The organism is Pseudomonas sp. ITEM 17296, from assembly GCF_028895205.1.
Lineage (GTDB): Bacteria > Pseudomonadota > Gammaproteobacteria > Pseudomonadales > Pseudomonadaceae > Aquipseudomonas > Aquipseudomonas kermanshahensis.
This window is the reverse complement of record NZ_WJRS01000004.1, coordinates 242,440-260,055: the sequence shown is the minus strand read 5'-3', so window position 1 is coordinate 260,055 and position 17,616 is coordinate 242,440. Positions and strand designations below refer to the sequence as shown.

Here is a 17,616-nt window from a genome sequence, read left to right as displayed (position 1 = left end):
GTCCAAAAAAAATCAGGCAGGCGCAGGTTCGAAGGCACCGCGCCGACGGGTCAACACCACCAGCCCTGCGGCCCCAATAGCCATCAACAACGGCAACGCATGCCCGCTGATCCACTGGCTACCCGCCCCGGCCAACAGCGGCCCGAGCAGGCAACCGATGCCCCACAGCTGCGCCACATGGGCATTGGCACGTACCAGCGCATCATCCCGATAACGCTCGCCGATCAGCACCAGCGACAGGGTGAACAACCCCCCAGCACTGGCCCCGAACAGCACCCACAGCGGCCAGATTACCGGCGTGTGCAGCAGCAACGGAATCGCCAGGCTGGAGCACATCAAGGTCACCGCACAACCGGTGAACAGGGTGCGCCGCGACATGTGGTCAGCCAGCGCGCCGATCGGCAACTGCAGCACTGCATCGCCCACCACCACCGTGCTCACCATGAACAAGGCAACCTCGGTGGTGAACCCTTGCTGCAGGCTGTAGACCGGCAACAAGGTCAGGATCATCGCCTCGAACGAGGCAAACAGGGCGATTGCCCAGGCGATCACCGGCAGGCGGCGGCAGAAGGCGACCAGGTCGCGGAAGGTGACGCTGTAGGCTTCAGTGGTCGGCGCCCCGCCGCGGCCCAACAGCACCAGCGGTGCCAGCAACAGCAAGCCGGTCGCGGCCCAGAACCCAAAGTCGTCGTCCGAACCGAGAAAGCCCAGCACCAGCGGCCCGGCCAGTTGGCTCAACGCATAGCTGCTGCCATACAGCGCCACCAGGCGGCCACGCCATTGCTCGACCACCAATTGGTTGATCCAGCTTTCGCCGAGGATGAACACCACGGTCAGGGACATGCCGATCAGCAGGCGCAGGGCCAGCCACAGCGGGTAGCTGGGCAGCACCGCGACCAGGCCGATCGACAGCGCGCCGCCCCAGAGGCACAGGCGCATGGCGGCAGGCACGCCGACCCAACCGGCCAGGCGGCTGGCCAGGCTGGCCCCCAGCAGTACGCCCAAGGCGGGCATCGCTGCCATTACGCCGATGGCAAAACTGCCGTAGCCCCAGGCCTCCAGGCGCAGGGAGACCAGCGGCATGCTCACGCCGAGCGCAAGGCCGACACTGAGTACGGATGCCAGTACGGCGAAGTAGGTGCCCCAGCGCATGTGCTCCCCCTGTTGGATTTTCTTGGGCCCATTCGCGGGACAAGCCCGCTCCCACAGGTACTCCGCGATTCTGAAATCAGCGGTGAACGTGTGGGAGCGGGCTTGTCCCGCGAATGGGCCGCATCGCGGCCCCAGCGATTTACAGCTTGATCCAGGTCGCTTTCAGCTCGGTGTATTTCTCCAGCGCATGCAGCGACTTGTCACGGCCGTTGCCCGACTGCTTGAAGCCGCCGAACGGCGCGGTCATGTCGCCGCCGTCGTACTGGTTGACCCAGACGCTGCCAGCGCGCACGGCACGGGCGGTCTTGTGGGCCTTGGAAATATCCGAGGTCCAGATGCCAGCCGCCAGGCCGTACGGCGTGTCGTTGGCAATGGCGATGGCTTCTTCGGCCGTGTCGAAGGTGATCACCGACAACACGGGGCCAAAGATTTCTTCCTGGGCGATCTTCATGGCATTGGTCACGCCGTCGAAGATGGTCGGCTCGACATAAGTGCCGCCGGTCTCTTCGAGGATGCGCTTGCCGCCGGCCAGCAGTTTGGCGCCATCCTTGTGGCCCGCGTCGATGTACGACAGCACGGTGTTCATCTGCTGGGTATCGACCAGCGCGCCAACGGTGGTCTGCGGGTCCAGTGGGTTGCCCGGTTTCCAGCCTTTGAGGGCCTCGACCACCAGGGGCAGGAACGTGTCCTTGATCGAGCGCTCGACCAACAGGCGCGAACCCGCGGTGCAGACTTCGCCCTGGTTGAAGGCGATGGCGCTGGCAGCGGCTTCGGCAGCGGCTTGCAGGTCCGGTGCGTCGGCGAAGACGATGTTCGGGCTCTTGCCGCCGGCTTCCAGCCAGATGCGCTTCATGTTCGATTCGCCGGCGTAGATCATCAGTTGCTTGGCGATCTTGGTGGAACCGGTGAACACCAGGGTGTCGACGTCCATGTGCAGGGCCAGGGCCTTGCCGACAGTGTGGCCGTAGCCTGGCAACACGTTCAGCACACCGGCCGGGATGCCGGCTTCGATGGCCAGCTGGGCGATGCGGATGGCGGTCAGTGGCGATTTTTCGGACGGTTTGAGCACCACCGAGTTACCGGTGGCCAGGGCCGGGCCGAGCTTCCAGCAAGCCATCAGCAGCGGGAAGTTCCACGGCACGATGGCGCCGACGACGCCCACCGGCTCACGGGTTACCAGGCCGAGTTGGTCATGCGGCGTCGGTGCGACTTCGTCGTAGACCTTGTCGATGGCTTCGGCATTCCAGTGCAGGGCTTGTGCCGCGCCTGGGACGTCGATGGTCGAGGAGTCGCCGATCGGCTTGCCCATGTCCAGGGTTTCGAGCAGTGCCAGCTCTTCGACGTTCTTGCGCAGCAAGTCGGCGAAGCGGATCAGCTTGGCCTTGCGCTTGGCCGGAGCCAGGCGCGACCAGACGCCGGAATCGAAGGTGGCGCGGGCGTTCTCGACGGCACGGTTGGCGTCAGCCAGGTCGCAGCTGGCGACCTTGGCCAGGAAGCGTCCGTCGACCGGGCTCAGGCACTCGAAGGTCTCACCGGATGCGGCGTCGGTGTATTCGCCGTTGATGAAGGCACGGCCTTCGATCTTCAGTTGCTGGGCACGTTGTTCCCAGTCCGCACGAGTCAGGGTGGTCATACGAAACTCCTCCTCTTGTTTAGGTGCAACGCCGCACTGAGGACTCACTGGCGTTGTCAGAATTCTGGCCGGGCGACGCGCGCGCACGGGCAAACGACACCCTAAACCAGCCTGTGTAAACTATCAATATATTTGACACGAATGGCCTAAAAGCCTACTGATGTTCATTTTATTAAACAACAACAGGAGCCGCACCATGAGCATCGCCAGCATCATCGACTTCGCCCAGGTTCTGACCGAGGCTGAACGCTACCGCCCGGCGGCAGAGAAAATCCTCAAGGGCGAGCCCGACCAGGCCGTCTATAACCACTACTCCAGCCCGTGCGGCCAGTTTGCGGCGGGTGTCTGGGAAGGTGAAGTCGGGCAGTGGACCGTGAACTATACCGAGCACGAATATTGCGAGATCGTGCAGGGCGTTTCGGTGCTGCGCGACCAGGATGGCGGCGCCAAGACCCTGCGCGCCGGTGATCGGTTCGTCATCCCGGCCGGCTTCAAAGGCACCTGGGAGGTGCTGGAGCCTTGCCGCAAGATCTACGTGATGTTCGAGCAGAAGTAAGGGTCCTGGCAGGCAAAAAAAACCCGCGTCCTTTCGGATGCGGGTTTTTTTTAAGGTTGCCGATCAATTACTTGATCTTGGCTTCCTTGTACACCACGTGCTTGCGAACAACCGGATCATATTTCTTGATCTCGATTTTGTCCGGAGTGGTGCGCTTGTTCTTGTCGGTGGTGTAGAAGTGGCCGGTACCGGCACTCGAAACCAGACGGATCAATTCACGCATGATGTTCTCCCTTAAACCTTGGCGCCAGCTTTACGGATGTCAACCAGAACGGCGTCGATGCCGCGCTTGTCGATGATACGCATGCCCTTGGCGGAAACGCGCAGACGCACGAAACGCTTCTCGGACTCAACCCAGAAACGGTGGTGCTGCAGGTTCGGCAGGAAACGACGACGGGTTTTGTTGTTTGCGTGGGAAATGTTGTTCCCGGTTACTGGACCCTTACCAGTAACTTGACAGACTCTCGACATGACTCAGCCCTCTAAAACCACATGCCCAACCCGGCATGGGTTGGCCGCTTAATCTCTCAGTCTTTGGCGCCAGGCGCCGTGATTCTGGAGGTCTTATCGACCGGATCCGCTGATGCGACAGGCCGAGCCCCTAGAAAAGAGCGCTGCTTTATACCAGAAAGACTGCATTGCAACAACAGATGATGAGCATCTAGCTGAGGCAAATCGTGCGCGAGCAGCATAGCGACTAGCGCGGCGCACTGTCGACCACTCGTCGCCAGCCGACAGAAAAAGAGGGTGGTCATTTGCTGATGCGCACACTAGGGTAGGACGTTTCCAGACTGCACTGGCAGATGGGCCACTGACAGCCAAGGAGTCACGATGCGTGCCGCCGCCTTTTCCTTATTGTTTACCTCCCTGTTTGCCGCCGGCATCGCCCAGGCAGCCCCGCTGAGTGTCTGCAGCGAAGCCAGCCCCGAAGGCTTCGACGTGGTCCAGTACAACTCGCTGACCACCACCAATGCCTCGGCCGACGTGCTGATGAACCGGTTGGTGGAGTTCGACGCCGGCCAAGGCAAGGTTGTCCCCAGCCTGGCGGCGAGCTGGACGGTGTCGGCAGACGGCCTGATCTACGACTTCAAGCTGCGCGATGACGTGAAGTTCCACACCACCGCCTACTTCAAACCGACCCGCGAGCTGAACGCCGACGACGTGCTGTTCAGCTTCCAGCGCATGCTCTACCCGGCCCACGCCTGGCACAAGACTGCGCCGGGCGGTTACCCGCATGCGCAATCGCTGCAACTGGGCAGCCTGATCAAGTCGATCGATGCCCCCGAGCCGCACACTGTGCGCTTCACCCTGACCCACCCGGATGCCACGTTCCTGGCCACCTTGAGCATGGGCTTTGCCTCGATCTATTCCGCCGAGTATGCCGACAAACTGCTCAAGGCGGGCACGCCGGACAAGCTCAACAGCCAGCCGATCGGCACCGGGCCGTTCGTCTTCCAGCGTTTCCAGAAGGACGCCGTGGTGCGCTACCGCGCCAACCCCGACTACTTCGCCGGCAAGCCTGCGGTCGACCCGCTGATCTTCGCCATCACCACCGATGCCAACGTGCGCCTGCAAAAACTCAAGCGCAACGAGTGCCAGGTGGCCCTCTCGCCCAAGCCGCTGGACATCGCTGAAGCCGGCAAGGATGGCAACCTAACGGTAGCCAGCACGCCGGCCTTCATGACCGCCTTCGTCGCCATCAACAGCGAACACCCGCCCCTGGACAAGCCAGAGGTGCGCCAGGCCATCAACCTGGCCTTCGACAAACAGGCTTACCTCAAGGCGGTGTTCGAAGGCACCGCGACGGCCGCCAACGGCCCCTACCCGCCCAACACCTGGAGCTACGCCAAGGACCTGCCCGGCTACCCCTTGGACCTGAAAAAGGCCAAGGCCTTGCTGACCAAGGCTGGCCTGCCTGACGGCTTCAGCACCACGATCTGGACCCGCCCTTCGGGCAGCCTGCTCAACCCCAACCCCAGCCTTGGCGCGCAGATGCTGCAGGCCGACCTGGGCAAGATCGGCATCAAGGCCGAAATCCGCGTGATCGAGTGGGGCGAGCTGATCCGCCGCGCCAAGGCCGGCGAGCATGACTTGCTGTTCATGGGCTGGGCGGGTGATAACGGCGACCCGGACAACTTCCTCAGCCCGCAGTTTTCCTGTGCGGCGGTGAAGTCGGGGACCAACTTTGCACGGTTCTGCGACAGCCGCCTCGACCAGCTGATCAACGCCGGGCGCACCACCAATGACCAGAGCGTACGCAGCCGGCTGTACCAGCAGGCGCAGACGCTGATCCAGCAGCAGGCGCTGTGGGTGCCGCTGGCGCATCCAACGGCGGCCACCCTGCTGCGCCAGGGGGTCGAGGGGTACCAGGTGAGCCCGTTTGGGCGGTTGGATTTCAGCAAGGTTTCGGTGACCAAGTAAGCCTGTGCCGGCCTCTTCGCGGGCAAGCCCGCTCCCACAAGGACCTCACAGTCTTTGAAAGCTGTGCGGTACCTGTGGGAGCGGGCTTGCCCCGCGAAGAGGCCGGCACAAGTACACCGCTAAGCAACGATCCACCCCTCCTCCACCATCGACAACGGCTCGCCATCGCCCACGATGATGTGGTCGAGCACCCGCACATCGATCAGCCCTAGCGCGCGCTTTAGCGCCAACGTCATGTGCACATCATCCTGGCTGGGCTCGCTGTTGCCCGACGGGTGGTTATGGCACAGGATCAACGCCGCTGCGTTGTGCAGCAACGCTCGGCGCACCACTTCCCGCGGGTAGATACTGGCCCGGTCGATCGTCCCCCTGAACAGGATCTCGAACGCCAGCGGCCGGTGCTTGGTATCCAGAAACAGGCAGCCAAACACCTCACTGGGCTCATGGCGCAGCATGGCCTTGAGGTAGCGTCGCACCGCCTCCGGCCCCTCCAGCGCCGGCGTGCGCTCGATCGTCTCATCCAGGTAGCGCCGGCCAATCTCCAGAAGTGCCTGCAACTGGGCGTACTTCACAGGCCCAAGACCTGGCTCGCGCAAAATGGCTTGGCGATCAGCCTCCAGAAATGGCCTCAGGCCCCCAAAGCGAACCAGTAACCCCCGCGCCAGCTCCAGCACGTTACGCCCGGCAACGCCCGAGCCCAGCAGCACCGCTACCAGCTCGGCGTCCGACAGCACCGCAGCCCCCCGTAACAACAACTTCTCCCTCGGCCGTTCTTCAGCCGGCCATTCCCTGATACTCATCCCCGCTCCTTGGTCCTGCTGCGGCACGTTTGGGCCCTGTGTTAATCTATTTCGCCTCGTACATGCGACGTTCTGCCGCAGGCAGTTCTTGTCGCCGCCCGCTTTCACTGGAAAAAGGCAAAAGCCTATGCAGCGGCTGTATCACAAGCGCATCGTCCTCGGCGTCGGTGGCGGCATTGCCGCCTACAAAAGCGCCGAACTGATCCGCCGACTCCTGGAGCACGGCGCGCAGGTGCGCGTCGTCATGACCCGTGGCGGTGCAGAGTTCATCACCCCGCTGACCCTGCAGGCGCTGTCCGGCCACCCGGTGCACATGGACCTGCTCGACCCCGCCGCCGAAGCGGCCATGGGCCATATCGAGCTGGCCAAGTGGGCCGACCTGGTCCTCATCGCCCCCGCCACGGCCGACCTCATGGCGCGCATGGCCCAAGGCATGGCCGACGACCTGCTGACCACCCTGATCCTGGCCACCGACGCCACCGTTGCCGTCGCCCCGGCCATGAACCAGGCGATGTGGCGTGACCCGGCCACCCAGGCCAACCTCGACCTGCTCAAAAGCCGCGGCATCCAGGTGTTCGGCCCAGCTTCCGGCAGCCAAGCCTGTGGCGACGTAGGCCTTGGCCGTATGCTCGAGGCCACCGACCTGGCCTGGTGCGCCGCCGAAAGCTTCAAGCGCCAGACGCTGACCGGCAAACACGTGCTGATCACTGCCGGCCCAACCCAGGAAAACATCGACCCGGTCCGCTACATCACCAATCATAGCTCCGGGAAGATGGGCTTCGCCCTGGCCGAAGCGGCCGCCGAAGCCGGTGCTCGGGTGACCCTCGTCACCGGCCCGGTGCACCTGCCGACCCCCGACCGGGTCAACCGCATCGACGTGGTCAGCGCGCGGGACATGCTCGCGGCCTGTGAAGCGGCCATGCCCTGCGACCTGTTCATTGCCTCGGCAGCGGTCGCGGACTACCGCCCAGAGGTAGTTGCCACGCAAAAACTCAAGAAAGATCCTACGACCGGCGACGGCATGCTGCTGCAGATGGTGCGTAATCCCGATATCCTTGCGACCATCGCTGGCCGTGGCGACCGCCCGTTCAGCGTCGGCTTCGCCGCCGAAACCGAACACCTGCTCGATTACGCCACACGCAAGCTCAAGGACAAGAACCTCGACCTGATCGTCGCCAATGATGTGGCCAACCCCAGCATCGGCTTCAACAGTGAAGAGAACGCCTTGACCGTGATCGACCGCCAGCAGCACCAGACCCTCTTTGCGCAGACCAGCAAGGGCAAGATCGCCCGGCAGCTGGTCGCCTTCATCGCCGAACGGCTCAACCAGGTTCAATAAGTTACATGCACGCTCTTCAAGCCAAGATCCTCGACCCACGCCTGGGCACCGAATTCCCCCTGCCGCAGTACGCCACCCCAGGCTCTGCCGGCCTGGACCTGCGCGCCCTGCTCAAGGAGGACACCGTCCTCGAGCCCGGCCAGACCCTGCTGATCCCCACCGGCCTGTCGATCTACATCGGCGACCCGGGCCTGGCGGCCATGATCCTGCCACGCTCGGGCCTGGGCCATAAGCACGGCATCGTGCTGGGCAACCTGGTCGGCCTGATCGACTCGGACTACCAGGGCGAGCTGATGGTGTCGTGCTGGAACCGCGGCAACACCCCGTTCACCATCGCCATTGGCGAGCGTATCGCCCAGTTGGTGTTGGTGCCGGTGGTGCAGGCGCACTTCGACATCGTCGAAGCCTTCGACGAAAGCCAGCGTGGCACTGGCGGCTTCGGCCACTCCGGCAGCCACTGAGCCGACAGCTGACCGTTCAGGCCAAGGATGGCGAACTCTCTGGCGAAACCACCGTCCAAGCGTTCAGTTTGCGCCTGCCCAGACAGCCTTTGACTAATGGAGCTTCCAGAGATGAACGAAATGGCCCACCTGGTCCCCGCACTGCCGGACAGCATTTTCCGCGCTTATGACATTCGCGGCGTGGTCGGCAAGACCCTCCATGCCGAAACCGCCTACTGGATCGGCCGCGCCATCGGCGCGCAGACCCTCGCCCAAGGCGAGCCCAAGATTTCTGTTGGCCGCGATGGCCGCTTGTCCGGCCCAATGCTGGTGGAACAGCTGATCAAAGGCCTGTCCGACGCTGGCTGCCAGGTCAGCGATGTCGGCCTGGTGCCGACCCCGGCGCTGTACTACGCCGCCAACGTGCTGGCCGGCACATCGGGCGTGATGCTCACCGGCAGCCACAACCCGTCGGACTACAACGGCTTCAAGATTGTCATCGCAGGCGACACCCTGGCCAACGAACAGATCCAGGCCCTGCAGACCCGCCTGAAAACCAACGACCTGAGCCGTGGCGAAGGCTGCGTGGAAAAGGTCGAAATCCTCGAGCGCTATTACCAGCAAATCGTCGGCGACGTGAAGCTGGCGAAAAAGCTCAAGGTGGTGGTGGACTGCGGCAACGGCGCTGCCGGCGTCATCGCCCCGCAGCTGATCGAAGCCCTGGGCTGCGACGTTATCCCGCTGTTCTGCGAAGTGGACGGTCACTTCCCTAACCACCACCCAGACCCAGGCAAGCCGGAAAACCTTGCGGACCTGATCGCCAAGGTCAAGGAAACCGGGGCCGACATCGGCCTGGCGTTCGACGGTGACGGCGACCGCGTAGGCGTGGTGACCAACACCGGCACCATCGTCTACCCCGACCGCCTGCTGATGCTGTTTGCCCAGGACGTGCTGTCGCGCAACCCGGGCGCCGAGATCATCTTCGACGTCAAATGCACCCGTCGCCTGACCCCGCTGATCGAACAGCATGGCGGCCGCGCGCTGATGTGGAAGACCGGCCACTCGCTGATCAAGAAGAAGATGAAACAGACCGGTTCGTTGCTGGCCGGCGAGATGAGCGGGCACATCTTCATCAAGGAACGCTGGTACGGTTTCGACGATGGCATCTACAGTGCCGCACGCCTGCTGGAGATCCTCAGCAAGGCCGGGCAAGACGCCGAAAGCCTGTTCGCAGCGTTCCCGAACGATATTTCCACGCCGGAAATCAATATTGATGTGACCGACGAGGGTAAATTCAGCATCATTGATGCACTGCAACGCGACGCCGACTGGGGCGCGGCCAACCTGACCACCATCGACGGTGTGCGGGTCGACTACGCCCACGGCTGGGGCCTGGTACGCGCCTCCAACACCACGCCGGTGCTGGTGCTGCGCTTCGAGGCCGACAACGACGCCGAATTGCAACGTATCAAGGATGTTTTCCGCGCCCAGTTGCTGCGGGTTGCCCCTGAGCTGCAACTGCCGTTCTGACCGACTATCTGTTCCTTACAGGAGCCCTGCATGACCCTCGATCGCGATGCCGCTTCCCATGTAGCCGAAGTTTTGTCCGAAGCACTGCCTTACATCCGCCGCTTTGTCGGCAAGACACTGGTGATCAAGTACGGCGGCAACGCGATGGAGAGCGAGGAGCTCAAAACCGGCTTCGCCCGTGACATCGTGCTGATGAAGGCTGTGGGCATCAACCCGGTGGTGGTCCACGGTGGTGGCCCACAGATCGGTGACCTGCTCAAGCGCCTGTCGATCGAAAGCCACTTCATCGACGGCATGCGCGTGACCGACTCGGCCACCATGGACGTGGTCGAGATGGTCTTGGGCGGCCAGGTCAACAAGGACATCGTCAACCTGATCAACCGCCACGGCGGCAGCGCCATCGGCCTGACCGGCAAGGACGCGGAGCTGATCCGCGCCAAGAAGCTAACCGTCAGCCGCCAAACGCCAGAGATGACCACCCCGGAAATCATCGACATCGGCCACGTGGGCGAAGTCGTGAGCGTGAACACCGACCTGCTGAACATGCTGGTCAAGGGTGACTTCATCCCGGTGATCGCGCCGATCGGCGTGGGCGCCAACGGTGAGTCGTACAACATCAACGCCGACCTGGTGGCGGGCAAGGTAGCCGAGGCACTGAAAGCCGAGAAGCTGATGCTGCTGACCAACATCGCCGGCCTGATGGACAAGCAGGGCCAGGTGCTGACCGGCCTGACCACTGAGCAAGTCAACGAGCTGATCGCCGACGGCACCATCTACGGCGGCATGCTGCCGAAGATCAAGTGCGCACTGGATGCGGTGCAGGGCGGCGTGAACAGCTCGCACATCATCGACGGCCGCGTGCCGAACGCGGTACTGCTGGAGATCTTCACCGACAGCGGCGTGGGTACCCTGATCACCAACCGCAAGCCGCGCTGAGTGACTTGTTAGCCTGCACTGGCCTCTTCGCGGGTGAACCCGCTCCCACAGGTACATCGCCAGACTTGAAGTTGGCGCAGATCCTGTGGGAGCGGGTTTACCCGCGAAGAGGCCAGGACAGGCGACACAAAAAAGGCGACCTTCATCCAAAGGTCGCCTTTTTTATTACCGAGCCGGAATCAGATCCCGTACTGCGCCCGATACGCCTCAACAGCAGGCAGATGCTGCTTGAGCTGCGGATCATCGGCCAGGAACTCCAGCACCTGGGTCAGCGAAACGATGCTGACCACCGGAATACCGAAGTCACGCTCCACTTCCTGGATCGCCGACAGCTCGCCATTGCCGCGCTCTTCGCGGTTAAGCGCGATCAGCACGCCAGCGGCCTTGGCCTGCTGGGCATTGATGATCTGCATGACTTCACGGATGGCCGTGCCGGCCGTGATCACGTCGTCGATGATCAATACGTCACCCGCCAAAGGCGCGCCAACCAGGCTGCCGCCTTCGCCGTGATCCTTGGCTTCTTTACGGTTGAAGCACCATGGCACGTCGAGCTGATGCTGATCGGCCAGGGCCACGGCGGTGGTCGCCGCCAGGGGGATACCCTTGTAGGCTGGGCCAAACAGCACGTCGAACGGGATCTTGCTGTCGACGATGGCCGCCGCGTAGCAACGGCCCAACTGCGCCAGTGCAGAACCTGTGTTGAACAGGCCGGCATTGAAGAAGTACGGGCTGGTACGCCCCGATTTCAGGGTGAATTCGCCGAAGCGCAGAACGCCGCGGTCGATGGCAAAACGAATGAAGTCGCGCTGATACGGCTGCATGGAAAGTCCCGGACACCACGGATTTAGCTAAATGAGTTGAGCTCGGGTATCATACACGCACGAGATTTTTGGGGCCATTTATGCGGATCATCAGTGTGAACGTAAATGGCATTCAGGCTGCGGCCGAGCGTGGTTTGCTCAGCTGGCTGCAAGCCCAGAATGCCGACGTCATCTGCCTTCAGGATACCCGCGCCTCGGCCTTTGAACTCGACGACCCAGCTTTCCAGCTCGATGGCTATTTCCTTTATGCCTGCGACGCGGAGGTGCCCGCCCAAGGTGGCGTAGCCCTTTACTCGCGCATGCAGCCCAAGGCAGTCATCACCGGCCTGGGCTTCGAGACAGCCGACCGTTACGGGCGTTACCTGCAAGCAGATTTCGACAAAGTCAGTATTGCCAGCCTGCTGCTGCCTTCGGGCATGAACGGCGACGAAGACTTGAACCAGAAATTCAAGTTGATGGACGACTTCGCCAAGTACCTGGACAAACAGCGGCGCAAGCGTCGCGAGTACATCTATTGCGGCTCGTTCTACGTGGCGCAGCAGAAGCTCGACATCAAAAACTGGCGCGACAGCCAGCAATCGCCTGGCTTCCTGGCACCGGAGCGTGCCTGGATGGACGCGATCACGGGCGAGATGGGCTACGTGGATGCCCTGCGTGAAGTCAGCCGTGAAGGCGACCAGTACAGCTGGTGGCCGGACAACGAACAGGCCGAGATGCTCAACCTGGGCTACCGGTTCGACTACCAGATCCTCACCCCAGGCCTGCGCCGCTTCGTGCGTAACGCCCGCCTGCCGCGTCAGCCGCGCTTCTCGCAGCATGCGCCGCTGATTGTGGACTATGACTGGACGTTGACCATCTAGAAAACCATTGGGGCCGCTTCGCGCCCCATCGCCGGCAAGCCGGCTCCCACGGGCATAGCGCATGACGTGAAGTTTGCGCAGTCGCGGTGGGAGCTGGCTTGCCGGCGATGGGCCGCTAAGCGGCCCCAATTGCTATGAATCAGTCGGCCAGGGCGGCCTGCTGCAGTTCGAGGATCTCGTTCATGCCCTTCTGCGCCACGGCGAGCATGGCGTTCAGGTCTTCAGGCTGGAACGGCGCGCCCTCGGCGGTGCCCTGTACCTCGATGAAACCACCGGCGCTGGTCATGACCACGTTCAGGTCGGTCTCGGCGGCGGAGTCTTCCAGGTAGTCCAGGTCCAGCACGGCCTCGCCTTGGTACATGCCCACGGAAACCGCGGCGATCATGTGCTTGAGCGGGTTGCCAGCCTTGAGGCCGCCACGCTTCTTGATCACGGCCAGCGCATCGCACAGGGCGACCATGGCACCGGTGATCGACGCAGTGCGGGTGCCACCGTCGGCCTGAATTACATCGCAGTCGATGTACAGGGTGATGTCACCGAGCTTGCTCATGTCCAGCGCGGCGCGCAGGGAGCGGCCGATCAGGCGCTGGATTTCCAGGGTGCGGCCGCCCTGCTTGCCACGGCTGGCTTCGCGCTGGTTACGCTCGCCGGTGGAGCGCGGCAGCATGCCGTATTCGGCTGTCAGCCAGCCTTGGCCCTGGCCTTTGAGGAAGCGGGGCACACCATTCTCCACGCTGACCGTGCAGATGACCTTGGTGTCACCGAACTCGACCAGTACCGACCCTTCGGCGTGCTTGGTGTAGTTGCGGGTGATGCGGATCGAGCGGAGCTGATCGGCGGCGCGACCACTTGGACGTTTCATCTGGGATACCTGTACTGGGACTTGAATCTGCCGAGCATTATAGAGCTCGCAGCTGCGGGAGGACACGCCTATTGTCGCGCCCCTGACAGCCTGTCGCCTTTTCCCACTGCGCATTTCGCCCTCTGTAACATGGCTGGATTGGGCGCCGAGGCCCCACTGCGCTACAATCCTGCGCCTTGCAGCCGAGAGGCTTCCCTGTTCATTCATCTACGCGAGGTACTCCCCATGGTGCACAGCATGACCGCTTTTGCTCGTGTCGAGCGCGCCGGCAGCCAAGGCACCCTGGTCTGGGAGCTGCGCTCGGTCAACCACCGCTACCTGGAGCCGCACCTGCGCCTGCCCGAGGCCCTGCGCGACCTCGAAGGCGCGGTACGCGAAGGCCTGCGCCAGGGGCTGTCGCGCGGCAAGGTGGAATGCACCTTGCGTCTCAATGAAGACAGCACCGGCAAGCCACTGAAAGTGGACCGTGAGCGCGCCGCACAGCTGGTCGCCGCCGCCGAAGAGGTGGCTGGCCTGATCAAGCAGCCGGCCCCGCTGAACCCCCTGGAAGTGCTGTCGTGGCCGGGCGTGCTGGTCGCCGACGCCAGCGACCCGCAGGCGCTGAACGCCGAGGCCGTGGCGCTGTTCGACGACGCGCTGGCCGAGCTCAAGGCCGGGCGCCTGCGTGAAGGCCAGGAGCTGGCCCGGCTGATCAACGAACGCCTGGACAACATGACCACCGAGGTCACCACCCTGCGCGCCCTGGTGCCGCAAATGCTGGCGGCCCAGCGGCAGAAAATTCTCGACCGCTTCGGCGACATGCAGGCTGAGCTCGACCCACAACGCCTGGAGCAGGAGATGGTGCTGCTGGCGCAAAAGAGCGACGTCGCCGAAGAGCTCGACCGCCTCGCCACCCACGTCACCGAAGTGCGCCGCGTGCTCAAGTCGGGCGGCGCGGCCGGCCGGCGCCTGGACTTCCTGATGCAGGAACTCAACCGCGAAGCCAATACCCTCGGCTCCAAGGCATTCGACCCGCGTAGCACGCAAGCGGCGGTCAACCTGAAGGTATTGATCGAACAGATGCGTGAACAAGTACAGAACATCGAGTAAGGCCACCCCGACCATGAATCACAGCAGCGGCACCCTCTACATCGTTTCGGCCCCTTCGGGTGCCGGCAAGACCAGCCTGGTAACGGCCCTGACCCAGGACGACAAGCAAATCCGCGTCTCGGTCTCGCACACCACCCGCGCCATGCGCCCGGGTGAGCAGCACGGGGTGAACTACCACTTCGTCGTGCACGAAGAATTCAAGGCACTGATCGAGCAAGGCGACTTCCTCGAGCATGCCGAAGTGTTCGGCAACTTCTACGGCACCTCGCGCAGCGCGCTGCAGCAGACCCTCGACCAGGGCTTCGACCTGATCCTGGAAATCGACTGGCAAGGTGCCCAGCAGGTGCGCAAGCTGATGCCCGAGGCACTCTCGGTGTTCATCCTGCCACCCAGCCAGGAAGCGCTGCGTCAGCGCCTGGATGGGCGTGGGCAGGACAGTGAGGAGATCATCGCCGGGCGCATGAAAGAAGCGGTCAGCGAGATGGTGCACTACGACGAGTACGACTACCTGATCATCAATGATGACTTCGGCGTCGCGCTGGAGGAGTTGAAGGCGGTGTTCCGCTCGAACCGCCTGCAGTTGAAGAAGCAACAGCAGCGCCACGGTGGGCTGCTGAAAGAACTGCTTTCCTGAGAGACGGAGCGGGGCTGCTTTGCAGCCCATTCGCAGCACAAGGCTGCTCCTACAAAGGCAAGGATGTAGGAGCAGCCTTGTGCTGCGAATGGGGCGCAAAGCGCCCCTCTGCATTATTCCGCCAGCGGCAGGGTCGCCTGCTGACGCAAGGTCGCCCCCAGGAAGTACGCCGGCGCCCGCATCCGCGACAGCAGCATCAGCCCGATGCCGAGCACCGAAATGATCGCGGCAATCACGAACACCAGCCCCAGCCCACCCACATGCGAGCCGCTGCCGAAGTCTGGCGAAGCGCTGTCGATCGCGGTACGCGCGAAGATCACCGACAAGATGACCCCACCGACCAGCGGGCACAGGCCGCGCATGACGAAGTGGCGCACGCTGTCGAACAGGCTGTCGCGGAAGTACCAGACGCAGGCAAACGCAGTCAGCGAATAGTAGAAGCAGATCATCATGCCCAGCGCGGTGATGGTGTCGGCCAGCACGTTCTCGCTCAGGGTACGCATGGTCACGTAGAACAGGCCGGCGGCCAGGCCAGCGCAGATGGTGGCGTAGCGCGGGGTTTGCGAACGCGGGCAAACGCTGGCGAACTTAGGCGGTACCGCACCGTAGTAACCCATGGCCAGCAGGGTGCGCGCCGGTGCCACGAAGGTCGACTGCAGCGACGCTGCGGTGCTGGCCAGCACGGCGATGGACATCAGGATCGCCAGCGGCCCCATGACCGGGCCCGCCAGGTGGGCAAAGACGTTCTCCTGGATGCGCGGGTTGTTCAGGCCCAGGCCCGTTTCGCTGATACCGGCAAACTGCAGGGTGGCGATGGCGGTGAACAGGTACAGGCCGAGGATCAACATCACGGTCCAAGTAGCGGCCTTGCCCGGCACCTCTTCGCTGCCCACCGACTCTTCGCTGACGGTCAGGCAGGTGTCCCAGCCCCAGAAGATGAAGATCGACAGTGAAAGCCCCGCGGCGAAGGCCGAGAACGACTCGACACCGAACGGGTTGAACCAGGCGAAATCGAATTCCAGCGGTGGCGGCGCAGTGGTGCCACCGAAGGCGGCGAAGGCAAAGCCGATCAGCACCAGCAACTGCAGGGCCACCAGGCCGTACTGCACCGTCATGGTGGTGGCTATGCCGCGACAGCAGATCCACACCGCCAGGGCGATGAACACGCAACAGGTGCTGATGTTGATCAGCAGGTTGTCCGCCAAGGCCGCCAGGCCATGGTTGCCGGTGATCTGCCCCAAGAACAGGTAGAAGAAATCGACCGCCACGCCTGCCAGGTTCGACAGCACGATGGTGGTGGCGACCACCAACCCCCAGCCTCCGATCCAGCCGATCATCGGGCCAAAGGCGCGCGCCGACCAGGTGAACGAGGTGCCGCTGTCCGGCTCTGCCGAGTTCAACTCGCGATAGCCAAGGGCGACCAGCAGCATCGGCAGGAAGCCGACGATGAATACCGCAGGCAGGTGGGCACCGACCTCTCGCACGGTTGGGCCAAGCGCGCCGGTCAGGGTATAGACCGGGGCGATGGTGGAAATGCCCAGCACCACGCTGGCCAACAAGCCCAGGCGGCCTTTGGCCAAGCCCTTGCTGCGCTGGGTGTTGCCCGCGTCGGCCGCCACATCGGGTGGGCGGCCGGCTTCTGTGTAATCGCTCATGAGTATGTGCCGTAAATTTTGGAATTGTTTTCGCGGGCCTTGTGTACAAGGCCCGCTTTCACTCATTGAAAGCTTGCAACAGGGGGTGCGTCATCCGAGACCTTCGGGTGACGTCAGAATGCCTTCTGGCGCGTACCCTCCCGTGCAGCATGGGCAATACAGGCCTCGCGAAACGCCTGGAAAAGGCGCCGAGAGACCGGGTTTTCGGCAAAACGCCATTCGGGGTGCCACTGCACGCCAAGCACGAAGCCCGGCGCATCTGGCATCGACACCGCTTCGATCAGGCCATCCGGGGCCCGCGCCTCGACGCGCAGCCCAGGGGCCAGGCGGTCGATGCCCTGGCTGTGCAACGAGTTGACCTCGAATTGCGCAGCCAGGCCCAGGCGCTCGAACAACCCGCCAGGCGCGATGCCAACGGGGTGACGAGGGCCGTATTGCACCTCCAGGGGTGCGTCCTCAGGTTCGCGGTGGTCAAGGTAGCCAGGCAGCTCCTGCACACGCTGGTGCAAGGTGCCGCCAAGGGCCACATTCAATTCCTGGAACCCACGGCAAATGCAAAACACCGGCACACCGGCGGCAATCGCCGCCTGCAGCAGCGGCAGGGTCAAGCGATCGCGCGCGCGATCATGCCGGGTACCCTCCGTGCTGGGGGCGCCATTGTAATGATGCGGTTCGATATTTGAAGGCGAGCCGGTAAAAAGAATGCCGTCGAGTTGGGCCAGCAGCGCGGGGGTATCACTGCCCCCGTCGCGCGCCGGCAAAATCAGCGGCAGCCCGGCAAAGCCGGCCGCCTCGACATACTTGTCGCCCACCGTGTGCGACGAGTTCTTCCCCACCTGCTGGCGGCAGGCGCTGATACCGATCAAGGGGACCGCATTTGCGCTCATG

General features: G+C 63.3%; 17 protein-coding genes and 1 pseudogene. 9 read left to right on the top strand and 9 right to left on the bottom strand.

Annotation, left to right across the window (positions count from 1 at the left end; all coding sequences use genetic code 11):
* Positions 1-12: 12 nt before the first annotated feature.
* Both GIB19_RS07225 and GIB19_RS07220 read right to left on the bottom strand, forming a co-directional pair.
* Positions 13-1,152, bottom strand: coding sequence for an MFS transporter (locus tag GIB19_RS07225; RefSeq protein WP_027592166.1), 1,140 nt, complete (start codon positions 1,150-1,152; stop codon positions 13-15).
* A gap of 139 nt (positions 1,153-1,291) precedes the next feature.
* Positions 1,292-2,785 carry an aldehyde dehydrogenase gene (locus tag GIB19_RS07220; RefSeq protein ID WP_027592165.1) on the bottom strand — a complete coding sequence of 498 codons (1,494 nt, stop codon included), beginning with the start codon at positions 2,783-2,785 and terminating at the stop codon, positions 1,292-1,294.
* A 196-nt stretch (positions 2,786-2,981) separates the two neighbouring features.
* Here GIB19_RS07220 and GIB19_RS07215 point away from each other — a divergent pair, with 196 nt between their 5' ends.
* The gene (locus GIB19_RS07215) at positions 2,982-3,341 is read left to right on the top strand and encodes a cupin domain-containing protein (RefSeq protein WP_027592164.1); all 360 of its coding nucleotides are present in this window, start codon (positions 2,982-2,984) and stop codon (positions 3,339-3,341) included.
* Between the two features lie 67 nt (positions 3,342-3,408).
* Here GIB19_RS07215 and rpmG read toward each other — a convergent pair whose 3' ends face one another.
* The gene (gene rpmG, locus GIB19_RS07210; protein ID WP_003253507.1) at positions 3,409-3,564 is read right to left on the bottom strand and encodes a 50S ribosomal protein L33; all 156 of its coding nucleotides are present in this window, start codon (positions 3,562-3,564) and stop codon (positions 3,409-3,411) included.
* An 11-nt stretch (positions 3,565-3,575) separates the two neighbouring features.
* Entirely contained in the window at positions 3,576-3,812 is a 237-nt protein-coding gene (rpmB, locus tag GIB19_RS07205; RefSeq protein ID WP_003253504.1) for a 50S ribosomal protein L28, read from the bottom strand.
* A gap of 360 nt (positions 3,813-4,172) precedes the next feature.
* On the opposite strand from rpmB, the gene GIB19_RS07200 reads away from it, so the two are divergent.
* Positions 4,173-5,762 carry an ABC transporter substrate-binding protein gene (locus GIB19_RS07200; RefSeq protein WP_085272164.1) on the top strand — a complete coding sequence of 530 codons (1,590 nt, stop codon included), beginning with the start codon at positions 4,173-4,175 and terminating at the stop codon, positions 5,760-5,762.
* Between the two features lie 119 nt (positions 5,763-5,881).
* Here GIB19_RS07200 and radC read toward each other — a convergent pair whose 3' ends face one another.
* Positions 5,882-6,562: a RadC family protein gene (gene radC, locus GIB19_RS07195; RefSeq protein WP_274884829.1), complete on the bottom strand. Its 681-nt coding sequence runs from the start codon at positions 6,560-6,562 to the stop codon at positions 5,882-5,884.
* A 127-nt stretch (positions 6,563-6,689) separates the two neighbouring features.
* On the opposite strand from radC, the gene coaBC reads away from it, so the two are divergent.
* The 4 genes and pseudogenes from coaBC to argB all read left to right on the top strand — a co-directional run bounded on the left by coaBC (position 6,690) and on the right by argB (position 10,807).
* Positions 6,690-7,901, top strand: coding sequence for a bifunctional phosphopantothenoylcysteine decarboxylase/phosphopantothenate--cysteine ligase CoaBC (gene coaBC, locus GIB19_RS07190; protein ID WP_027592161.1), 1,212 nt, complete (start codon positions 6,690-6,692; stop codon positions 7,899-7,901).
* 5 nt (positions 7,902-7,906) lie between these two features.
* Entirely contained in the window at positions 7,907-8,362 is a 456-nt protein-coding gene (gene dut / locus GIB19_RS07185; protein ID WP_027592160.1) for a dUTP diphosphatase, read from the top strand.
* Positions 8,363-8,497: 135 nt separating this feature from the next.
* Positions 8,498-9,871 (top strand): annotated as a pseudogene (locus GIB19_RS07180) (phosphomannomutase/phosphoglucomutase); the annotation flags it as partial.
* 30 nt (positions 9,872-9,901) lie between these two features.
* Positions 9,902-10,807 carry an acetylglutamate kinase gene (argB, locus tag GIB19_RS07175; protein WP_027592158.1) on the top strand — a complete coding sequence of 302 codons (906 nt, stop codon included), beginning with the start codon at positions 9,902-9,904 and terminating at the stop codon, positions 10,805-10,807.
* 179 nt (positions 10,808-10,986) lie between these two features.
* On the opposite strand, the gene pyrE is transcribed toward argB, so the two are convergent.
* The gene (pyrE, locus tag GIB19_RS07170) at positions 10,987-11,628 is read right to left on the bottom strand and encodes an orotate phosphoribosyltransferase (protein WP_008091580.1); all 642 of its coding nucleotides are present in this window, start codon (positions 11,626-11,628) and stop codon (positions 10,987-10,989) included.
* An 80-nt stretch (positions 11,629-11,708) separates the two neighbouring features.
* Between pyrE and GIB19_RS07165 the strand changes: the two genes are divergently transcribed.
* A complete protein-coding gene (locus tag GIB19_RS07165; RefSeq protein ID WP_003253401.1) occupies positions 11,709-12,488 on the top strand; it encodes an exodeoxyribonuclease III in 780 nt (259 codons plus the stop codon).
* A gap of 139 nt (positions 12,489-12,627) precedes the next feature.
* On the opposite strand, the gene rph is transcribed toward GIB19_RS07165, so the two are convergent.
* Entirely contained in the window at positions 12,628-13,350 is a 723-nt protein-coding gene (gene rph / locus GIB19_RS07160) for a ribonuclease PH (protein ID WP_274884828.1), read from the bottom strand.
* Between the two features lie 225 nt (positions 13,351-13,575).
* Between rph and GIB19_RS07155 the strand changes: the two genes are divergently transcribed.
* Both GIB19_RS07155 and gmk read left to right on the top strand, forming a co-directional pair.
* Positions 13,576-14,439 (top strand): YicC/YloC family endoribonuclease, encoded by an 864-nt coding sequence (locus GIB19_RS07155; RefSeq protein WP_085272162.1) that lies wholly within the window; start codon positions 13,576-13,578, stop codon positions 14,437-14,439.
* A 13-nt stretch (positions 14,440-14,452) separates the two neighbouring features.
* Positions 14,453-15,073: a guanylate kinase gene (gmk, locus tag GIB19_RS07150; protein ID WP_027592155.1), complete on the top strand. Its 621-nt coding sequence runs from the start codon at positions 14,453-14,455 to the stop codon at positions 15,071-15,073.
* Positions 15,074-15,186: 113 nt separating this feature from the next.
* Here gmk and GIB19_RS07145 read toward each other — a convergent pair whose 3' ends face one another.
* Both GIB19_RS07145 and GIB19_RS07140 read right to left on the bottom strand, forming a co-directional pair.
* A complete protein-coding gene (locus GIB19_RS07145) occupies positions 15,187-16,728 on the bottom strand; it encodes an APC family permease (protein ID WP_027592154.1) in 1,542 nt (513 codons plus the stop codon).
* Between the two features lie 113 nt (positions 16,729-16,841).
* Positions 16,842-17,615, bottom strand: coding sequence for a gamma-glutamyl-gamma-aminobutyrate hydrolase family protein (locus GIB19_RS07140; protein WP_099430802.1), 774 nt, complete (start codon positions 17,613-17,615; stop codon positions 16,842-16,844).
* Position 17,616: the final 1 nt, after the last annotated feature.

What these genes read in the sequence shown, in the direction of transcription:
- GIB19_RS07225 (WP_027592166.1), bottom strand. Translation starts at nt 1,152, where the DNA reads ATGCGCTGGGGCACCTACTTCGCCGTACTGGCATCCGTACTCAGTGTC.
- GIB19_RS07220 (WP_027592165.1), bottom strand. Translation starts at nt 2,785, where the DNA reads ATGACCACCCTGACTCGTGCGGACTGGGAACAACGTGCCCAGCAACTG.
- GIB19_RS07215 (WP_027592164.1), top strand. Translation starts at nt 2,982, where the DNA reads ATGAGCATCGCCAGCATCATCGACTTCGCCCAGGTTCTGACCGAGGCT.
- rpmG (WP_003253507.1), bottom strand. Translation starts at nt 3,564, where the DNA reads ATGCGTGAATTGATCCGTCTGGTTTCGAGTGCCGGTACCGGCCACTTC.
- rpmB (WP_003253504.1), bottom strand. Translation starts at nt 3,812, where the DNA reads ATGTCGAGAGTCTGTCAAGTTACTGGTAAGGGTCCAGTAACCGGGAAC.
- GIB19_RS07200 (WP_085272164.1), top strand. Translation starts at nt 4,173, where the DNA reads ATGCGTGCCGCCGCCTTTTCCTTATTGTTTACCTCCCTGTTTGCCGCC.
- radC (WP_274884829.1), bottom strand. Translation starts at nt 6,562, where the DNA reads ATGAGTATCAGGGAATGGCCGGCTGAAGAACGGCCGAGGGAGAAGTTG.
- coaBC (WP_027592161.1), top strand. Translation starts at nt 6,690, where the DNA reads ATGCAGCGGCTGTATCACAAGCGCATCGTCCTCGGCGTCGGTGGCGGC.
- dut (WP_027592160.1), top strand. Translation starts at nt 7,907, where the DNA reads ATGCACGCTCTTCAAGCCAAGATCCTCGACCCACGCCTGGGCACCGAA.
- argB (WP_027592158.1), top strand. Translation starts at nt 9,902, where the DNA reads ATGACCCTCGATCGCGATGCCGCTTCCCATGTAGCCGAAGTTTTGTCC.
- pyrE (WP_008091580.1), bottom strand. Translation starts at nt 11,628, where the DNA reads ATGCAGCCGTATCAGCGCGACTTCATTCGTTTTGCCATCGACCGCGGC.
- GIB19_RS07165 (WP_003253401.1), top strand. Translation starts at nt 11,709, where the DNA reads ATGCGGATCATCAGTGTGAACGTAAATGGCATTCAGGCTGCGGCCGAG.
- rph (WP_274884828.1), bottom strand. Translation starts at nt 13,350, where the DNA reads ATGAAACGTCCAAGTGGTCGCGCCGCCGATCAGCTCCGCTCGATCCGC.
- GIB19_RS07155 (WP_085272162.1), top strand. Translation starts at nt 13,576, where the DNA reads ATGGTGCACAGCATGACCGCTTTTGCTCGTGTCGAGCGCGCCGGCAGC.
- gmk (WP_027592155.1), top strand. Translation starts at nt 14,453, where the DNA reads ATGAATCACAGCAGCGGCACCCTCTACATCGTTTCGGCCCCTTCGGGT.
- GIB19_RS07145 (WP_027592154.1), bottom strand. Translation starts at nt 16,728, where the DNA reads ATGAGCGATTACACAGAAGCCGGCCGCCCACCCGATGTGGCGGCCGAC.
- GIB19_RS07140 (WP_099430802.1), bottom strand. Translation starts at nt 17,615, where the DNA reads ATGAGCGCAAATGCGGTCCCCTTGATCGGTATCAGCGCCTGCCGCCAG.